This window comes from Nocardia cyriacigeorgica, assembly GCF_005863245.1.
GTDB lineage: Bacteria > Actinomycetota > Actinomycetes > Mycobacteriales > Mycobacteriaceae > Nocardia > Nocardia cyriacigeorgica_C.
On sequence record NZ_VBUT01000007.1, the window covers coordinates 409762 to 416869 of the forward strand.

Genomic DNA, 7108 nt, shown 5'->3' on the forward strand with positions numbered 1-7108 from the left:
CCGCAATGAGCATCGCGCAGCCCGAGCGCACGCCATGATCGCCCGTCTGGTGGTCTGGGCGCTCCGGGCCCGCTGGGGCCTGGCCGCGGTCGTGATCACCTGCAATCTCAGCGGTGTGGCCGTCATCGTCACCCAGTTGTGGCTGAGCGGATTCTTCGACCGGCTGGGCCCCGACATCCTGCGCGCGCTCGCCGTCGTCGCGATCTACCCGACCATCGGTTTCGCCGTCGGCATCGCCTTGGCGATCCGCGACCGCACCGTCTATTTCAACTGGCTCGACCAGACCCGCAGACCCACCCCCGACGAGGCGCGGCGGCTGCTGCGACTGCCGATCGCCATCACCACCCGCGCCCTTGCGCTGTGGCTGCCCGGCGTGATCATCGCCTCCATCGTGCTGGCCAGGGTTACCGAGCAGGACGATCTGGCGGTGATGACGTCGATGTTCGTCATCGGCGGCCTGGAATCGGCCGGACTCACCTTCCTGATCGTGGACCGGCTGATCCGCCCGACCATCCCGATCGTGGCCGGGGTGCTCGGCGCGACCATGCACTGGAGTTCGACGGTGTTCGTCCGGGTGGTGCTCACCTGGGCGGTGTCGGGCGCGATGCCGCTGTCGATGTTGATCGTGGTGCTGGCCGATCCGGTGTCCGGTCCGTCCGACCGCATCCGCACCGGGATCTATGTGGCCGCGCTCGGCATCGTCGTCGGGGCGCTCGCCACCGCGACGCTGGCCCGCGCGGTCGCCTCACCGATGCGCAAGCTCCGCTTCGCCCTGGACCAGATCACCCACGGCGACCTCGACGTGCGGGTATCGGTGAACAGCGCCAGCGAGATCGGCAGGCTGGAGCATTCGGTGAATCAGCTCGCCGCGGCGCTGCGTGAGCGGACCAGGATGCGCGATGTGTTCGGCAGGCACGTCGGTGACGAGGTCGCCGAGCGGGCGCTGGCCGGCGGCGTGGATCTGACCGGCGATGTGCGCGTGGTGTCGGCGCTGTTCGTCGACGTGACCGGTTCGGTGGAGATCTCCACCGGGCTGCCGCCGCAGGAGTTCGTGGCCAAGCTGAACCGGCTGCTGTCCATCGTGGTCGCCGCGACCGAGGACAACAACGGGCTGGTCAACAAGTTCGAAGGCGATGCCGCGCTGTGCATCTTCGGCGCTCCGATCGCGTTGCGCGACAACGCCACCCCCGCCTTGCGCGCCGCCCGCCGGATCCGGGACGAGGTGCTGGCCACCGGCGAACTCGATATCGGTATCGGGGTGGCGCGCGGGCAGGTGTTCGCCGGTGACGTCGGCACCGACACCCGGCTGGAGTTCACCGTCATCGGTGACGCCGTCAACGAGGCCGCGCGCCTCACCACCGCGGCCAAGGCCGTGCATCGCCGGATCCTGGTGAGCGAGTCGGTGATCGAGGCCGCCGCGCCGCACGAACGTGCCAAATGGGAGCCCTATGGTGAGCTGCCGCTGCGCGGGATGAGCGACCCGACGCCCTCATGGACAGATCTGCCCCAAGACGACAAGCCCGTCCCCGACCCGGCCGCAGACGATCTCGACTCCCCCGCCGACCCTCCGCACCCCGCGCCCACCCCCACCGGCGAGCCGACCGCCGGCCCCGGATGAAAGGAGCCGTACCCGCCTCGATCAGCCGCCGAACCCAGCTCGAACGCAAGCCGACCGCTCCCGACCGGACCGAGAACCGCGAGCCGGCCCCTCCCGAATCGCCCATCGGACCCACGCGACACGCGAGCCGCCGGGGCCAAAATGGCAGCCGGACGCCCACGGTTCACATACTGAGAGGAGACTTCAGGGATGAATCGAAAATCTCCACCCGCGAGTTTGTTCAGTCACCTCGATGAAACCATCCCCACCGCCGCCTCCGCCGAGGACAGCGCGGCCGTCGCGCCGGTGTTCAGCAGCGCGGGCAACGGCTCCGCACCGAGTGACGAGGCCGGTCCCGCAGCCGGCGGTGATCAATGAATCCGAAAGCCAAAGCCGTGGACCTCGGGTACGCGGCGGGCTGGGGGCTGGTGCGGGCGCTGCCGCAGCGGTGGGCGCGCGGCATGTTCGACCGCGCGGCCGATCGCGCCGTCCGCGATGGCGGCCCTGATCAGTTGCGGCGCAACCTGGCTCGGGTGCTCGGCACCACGCCGGAGCAGGTGCCCGACGAGCTGATGCGCGCGAGCATGCGCTCCTACGCGCGCTATTGGTGCGAGGCGTTCCGGCTGCCGTCGATGGATCCGGTCGAGGTGGCCGACATCATCGAATCCTCCGCGACCGGGCTCGAGCATGTGCGTGCTGCCGTCGACAGCGGTAGCGGCGCGGTGCTGGCGCTGCCGCACAGCGGCAACTGGGACCTGGCGGGACTGTGGGTGGTACAGCGCATCGGTTCGCCCACCGTGGTCGCCGAGCGGCTGAAGCCGGAATCGCTGTTCCGGCGGTTCGTGCGCTTCCGTGAGGGTCTCGGTTTCGAGATCATCCCGCTCACCGGCGGCACCACCCCGCCGTTCGAGCAGCTGACCACGCGGATCCGGGAAGGGCGCGTGGTGTGCCTGCTCGGTGAGCGCGACCTGTCCGGCAAGGGCGTGCCGGTCACCTTCTTCGGCGAACCGGCCCAGATGCCCGCGGGCCCGGCGCGCCTGGCCATCGACACCGGCGCGCCGCTGCTCCCGGTGCACTGCTGGTTCACCCCCGACGGCTGGGGGTTCAGCGTCGGCGCCCCGATCGACACCACCGGCGGAGTGCAATCCACCACCCAAGCCCTCGCCGACGCATTCGCCACCGCCATCGCCGCCCACCCCGCCGACTGGCACATGCTGCAACCGCTGTGGACGGCTGATCACCGGGCGCGGGAGCAAGCGCGGAAGTCCCAGGCGCGCTGAGGGGCCGCAACCGATACGCGACACCGCCCAACACGCAACCCAGGCGAACCGGCGACCACGGCGCACGCGGAACCCCGGGCGCGGTGAGGCGCAGCAACCGATATGCAGCACGGCGCAACACCCAACCCTGGCCGAGTGGCGATCACGGCGCACGGACATGCGGGGAATCTCCGGACTCACCGAGGCAGCAGCGGGTGCGCGGTCGCGCCATCACGGACCGGCGTTCAGCGCGGAAGGGCTCGACCTGAGCGGGGCGCGTTGACTATCGGTATCCCTGCGCGCACCGCACGATCCGGAGCCATCGCAGATCCGAGCACCGCGCGCTCCCACGGTGGCCGGTGTGCTGGCGGGCGCCGACGGTCGAGGATCGACCGATGCTCCGCAGGTGCGGTCCGGCCGTGTCGGCGCACCGGAAACACCTCACGTCACCGCTAGATCATCGGCGGCGCAACGACTCCCGAAGCGCTTCGGCCGTGGTGACCGGTAGGTCGCAGACCGAGCCGCGGCACACGTACGCCGCGGCCGCATCGTCGACGGGAGGGCGGTCGGCGAGCAGTGGGATCGAATCCGGTTCGGCGGCAACGGTGATCGCGCCGCCCGGCGCTTCGGCGCGGGCCTCGGCGAGGAGGTCGGCGGCGGATGCGCGGTCGTTCGTCGCGATGGCGATCGCGATCGGCCCATGCAACGCCGCCTCCGCGACCGTCAACCATTGGCCCGCCGAGCGCGGGGCCTTGGCCAGCACGACGGTCCCGCGTTCGAGGGTGCGGTCGGCGGGTTCGCGGTAGCGGACGGCCTGTTCGGTTGTGCTACAGGCCGAGGCCGTGAGCAGGGCCTCCGCGAGCGAGGACGCGCCTGCCGGGGTGGCGCCGTCGATCGGGTCGCGGGGGCGGGCGACGAGTGTTTCGGCGTCGTCGGCGGTGTCGAACCAGCTGCCCGGCGCTTCGGGATCGGCGAAATGCTCGATGGCGGCATCGAGTATCCGCTGCGCGTGCTCGAGCCATTCGAGTTCGCCGGTGGCCTGGTGCAGTGCGAGCAGGCCGGTGGCCAGCCAGGCGTAATCCTCGAGCACGCCGGGCGCGGTGCCCGCCTTGCCGCCGAGCGAGGCGCGCAGTACCCGATCCCCGACGACGTGTTCGGCCAGCAGGAACCGCGCGCACCTGATCGCCGCTTCCAGCCAGTCGTCCCGGGCCTGCGTGGTGGCGGCTTCCACGAGCGCGGTGATCGCCATGCCGTTCCAGGCGGTGACCACCTTGTCGTCGCGATCCGGTTGCGGCCTGCGGGCGCGCTCGGTGCGCAGGGCCGAACGGATCCGCTCGAATCGGGCGGCGTCGTCCGGGTCGGTGTAGCGGGTCGGGACGGAGGTGCCCTGTTCGAAGTTGCCGGCGGTGGTGACGCCGAAGACCTCGGCCGCCCACGCACCGTCGATGGGGCCGAGCGCGGCGACCAGCTCGGCGGGCGACCACACATACGTCGCGCCCTCGATGCCCGGCTCTCCGGGTTCGATGTGGGTGTCGGCGTCGAGGGCCGAGGCGAACCCGCCGTGCTCGGTGCCGAGGTCGTCGCACAGGAATTCCACGATCTCACCGGTGACGCGACGCGGCAGATCGTCATCGGGCACCCGGCGCGCCAGGTGCGCGTAGGCGCGCAGCAGCTGGGCGTTGTCGTAGAGCATCTTCTCGAAATGCGGTACCACCCAGGCGGCGTCGACCGAGTACCGCGCGAATCCGCCGCGGATCTGGTCGTAGATGCCGCCGCGCGCCATTGCCGCCGCGGTGCGCCGGACCACGGTCAGCGTTGTGTCGTCGCCGGTGCGTTCCCAGCTGCGCAGCAGCCCTTCCATCAGCGCCGACGGCGGGAACTTCGGCGCGCCGCCGAAACCGCCGTGCTTGTCGTCCACATCGCGCAGTACCGCCGCGACCGCGTGATCGAGCAGTTCGGCCGTGATGGTCAGTTCGCTGTCCGGCAGCCCGCTCGCCTGCCCGCGCAAGGCTTCCACCACCTGCGACGAGGCCAGATTCACCTCATCACGCCGGTTGCGCCAGGTGTCGGCGACCGCGGTGAGCAACTGCTGGAACGACGGCATCCCGCCGCGCGGCACCTTTGGGTAGTAGGTGCCGCAATAGAACGGTTCGCCGGCCGGGGTGAGGAAACACGTCATCGGCCAGCCGCCCTGGCCCGTCATCGCGACGGTGGCGTTCATGTACACCGCGTCCAGGTCGGGCCGCTCCTCGCGATCGACCTTGATGCAGACGTAGTTGTCGTTCATCAACGCCGCCGTCTCCGGATCGGCGAACGACTCGTGCGCCATCACATGGCACCAGTGGCAGGAGGCGTACCCGATGGACAGCAGGATCGGCACATCCCGCGCCGCCGCCTCCGCCAGCGCATCGGCATCCCATTCCCGCCAGTGCACCGGATTGTCGGCGTGCTGACGCAGATACGGCGAGGTCGCGGTGGCCAATCGATTCACAGTGCCAGCCTTCCACACCTGAACCCCGCAAAACACGGTCCACTCCCCGCACCGGAGCGCAGGATTGCAGCGGGCGTGACACATTTTTGTGACACAATAAGAGCATGACCGCCATTCCGATTCGCGAACTGTCGCACCACACCGCGCGGACATTGGCACTGGTCAAGGCGGGTGAGACAGTCGATATCACCGAGCGCGGAACGATCATCGGCCGAATAGTGCCGGTCGATCCGACGCGCGACGCACGGGCCCGCCTGACGGCCGAAGGGCGAATGCGCCCCGCATCCAGAGGCCGCGCAGATCTACTCGCCGATATTCGCCGCCGAGCCGACCCGGCAGCGGCCGACGACGCGACCGGCGTCAGCGCGGCATTGCAGGAACTGCGCGACGGCGAGCGGTACTGATGCTCTACCTGGACACCAGCGCACTGGTCAAACTGGTCCACCCGGAAGCCGAGACCGACGTACTCGTCCGCTGGCTCGAGGAACGACCCGACCTGCCCTGGGTGGCGTCCGCCCTCGTCGAAATCGAACTGGTCCGTGCCGTGCGGATGGCCGAACCGGCGGACCTCATTCATATCCCCGCCGTTCTCGCACGGCTCGACATGGTGGAAATTGATGGCATCGTCCGAGCGAACGCAGCCGCGATTTCACCGGCAACCGTGCGCAGCCTGGACGCGATACACCTGGCCACAGCTCTCGAGCTGGCCACAGACCTCACCGGACTGGTCGCATATGACAAGCGTCTGGGCGAGGCGGCCGAAGCCGCCGGATTGACCTGGATCGCACCTCGTTAGAACTGCGGCGGCAGTCAACGTCCAGCTCAGCCACGTTGCCCGTCAGTGCAGCCGATTCGGCGATGCACCCGTGTCAACAGGCTAGTAACCCCGAACCATCACATCGCACCAGCGGCAGGAGGGGCATCCGGCGGACAGCAGGATCGGCACATCCCGCGCCGCCGTCTCCGCCAGCGCATCGGCATCCATTCCCGCCAGTGCACCGGATTGCCGGCGCCGCGGCCCCGGCTCACGCCGGACCGTCAGCGCATGAAGGGCCCTGGCGCGAAGCCACGGCGTGTCCTCTAAGCCCGTGATCTTGGATGCAGCGTCGCGTAGCATCATCCTCATCCGCGTCTTCGATGGAAATTGTTGCCCACGTGGATATATGGGGGAGGCCGGTTCGCAGCTCAATCAATTATCCGGTTGCCCACAACCCTCGACACCGTAGGCCACTGCGACATGCGTTGTACCAGTGCATGATTCACTCGGAGGAGTCATGAGCAAGCTGCCACCGTCGGGCGACTTCGTGAACGGGATCCCCGAGGAGGAAGACAAGCCCTTACCGCCGATTTCGATTGTGTTTCTCCACTACGACGGCGGGAAGGACAAAAGGACGATCTACCACCATCCACGTAACTACGACAATTGTGTCGTGTTCGCGTGTGAACGCAAACTTGCACAGCGGTGCAGTGGTCGCGAAGGTTACGGATCCCGCGACGACATCCCGGGCGTGAGAGTTGCGTGCCCAGATTGCCTCAGCGATGAGAAGGATTCGTCGACGTGGACGCCCTGCACAATGCGTGACGATTCGAGACAGCGGCCGAGCAGCGTCTTGCGCTGGGGACGGACGAACAAGCGGGAATGGTTCGCAGTCGTGGTATACCGCGATCAGGATCGGCTGACCGCCGAGGTCAAGCCCGGATACGAACTACTCAGCGATCCCACATAGCCTCCCGCTCCGCACCCCCGCAGATTTTCCCTGT

The 7108-nt window shown here is 68.8% G+C and carries 7 protein-coding genes and 1 pseudogene; 6 read left to right on the plus strand and 2 right to left on the minus strand.

From position 1 onward, the window contains the following. Positions 1-34: 34 nt before the first annotated feature. From FEK34_RS20235 to FEK34_RS20240, 3 genes are all read left to right on the plus strand, one after another. Positions 35-1618: an adenylate/guanylate cyclase domain-containing protein gene (locus FEK34_RS20235; protein ID WP_138449820.1), complete on the plus strand. Its 1584-nt coding sequence runs from the start codon at positions 35-37 to the stop codon at positions 1616-1618. Positions 1619-1807: 189 nt separating this feature from the next. Further along, positions 1808-1975: a hypothetical protein gene (locus FEK34_RS30085; protein ID WP_171048296.1), complete on the plus strand. Its 168-nt coding sequence runs from the start codon at positions 1808-1810 to the stop codon at positions 1973-1975. Further along, positions 1972-2877: a phosphatidylinositol mannoside acyltransferase gene (locus FEK34_RS20240; protein WP_138449822.1), complete on the plus strand. Its 906-nt coding sequence runs from the start codon at positions 1972-1974 to the stop codon at positions 2875-2877. Before FEK34_RS30085 ends, FEK34_RS20240 begins: the two co-directional genes overlap by 4 nt. Positions 2878-3313: 436 nt before the next feature. Here the strand turns inward: FEK34_RS20240 and FEK34_RS20245 are convergent, their stop codons facing one another. Beyond that, entirely contained in the window at positions 3314-5347 is a 2034-nt protein-coding gene (locus tag FEK34_RS20245) for a thioredoxin domain-containing protein (RefSeq protein ID WP_171048297.1), read from the minus strand. Positions 5348-5451: 104 nt separating this feature from the next. Between FEK34_RS20245 and FEK34_RS20250 the strand changes: the two genes are divergently transcribed. Further along, complete coding sequence (locus FEK34_RS20250) at positions 5452-5751, plus strand: type II toxin-antitoxin system Phd/YefM family antitoxin (RefSeq protein WP_138449825.1); 300 nt, start codon at positions 5452-5454, stop codon at positions 5749-5751. Beyond that, on the plus strand, positions 5751-6143 hold the full coding sequence (locus FEK34_RS20255; protein ID WP_138449827.1) for a type II toxin-antitoxin system VapC family toxin: 393 nt from the start codon (positions 5751-5753) through the stop codon (positions 6141-6143). The genes FEK34_RS20250 and FEK34_RS20255 overlap by 1 nt, the downstream gene beginning before the upstream one ends. Positions 6144-6239: 96 nt before the next feature. Here the strand turns inward: FEK34_RS20255 and FEK34_RS30905 are convergent. Further along, positions 6240-6376: pseudogene (locus FEK34_RS30905) on the minus strand (DUF255 domain-containing protein); the annotation flags it as partial. Positions 6377-6621: 245 nt separating this feature from the next. On the opposite strand from FEK34_RS30905, the gene FEK34_RS20265 reads away from it, so the two are divergent. Continuing rightward, a complete protein-coding gene (locus tag FEK34_RS20265) occupies positions 6622-7074 on the plus strand; it encodes a hypothetical protein (RefSeq protein WP_138449829.1) in 453 nt (150 codons plus the stop codon). Positions 7075-7108 lie beyond the last annotated feature (34 nt).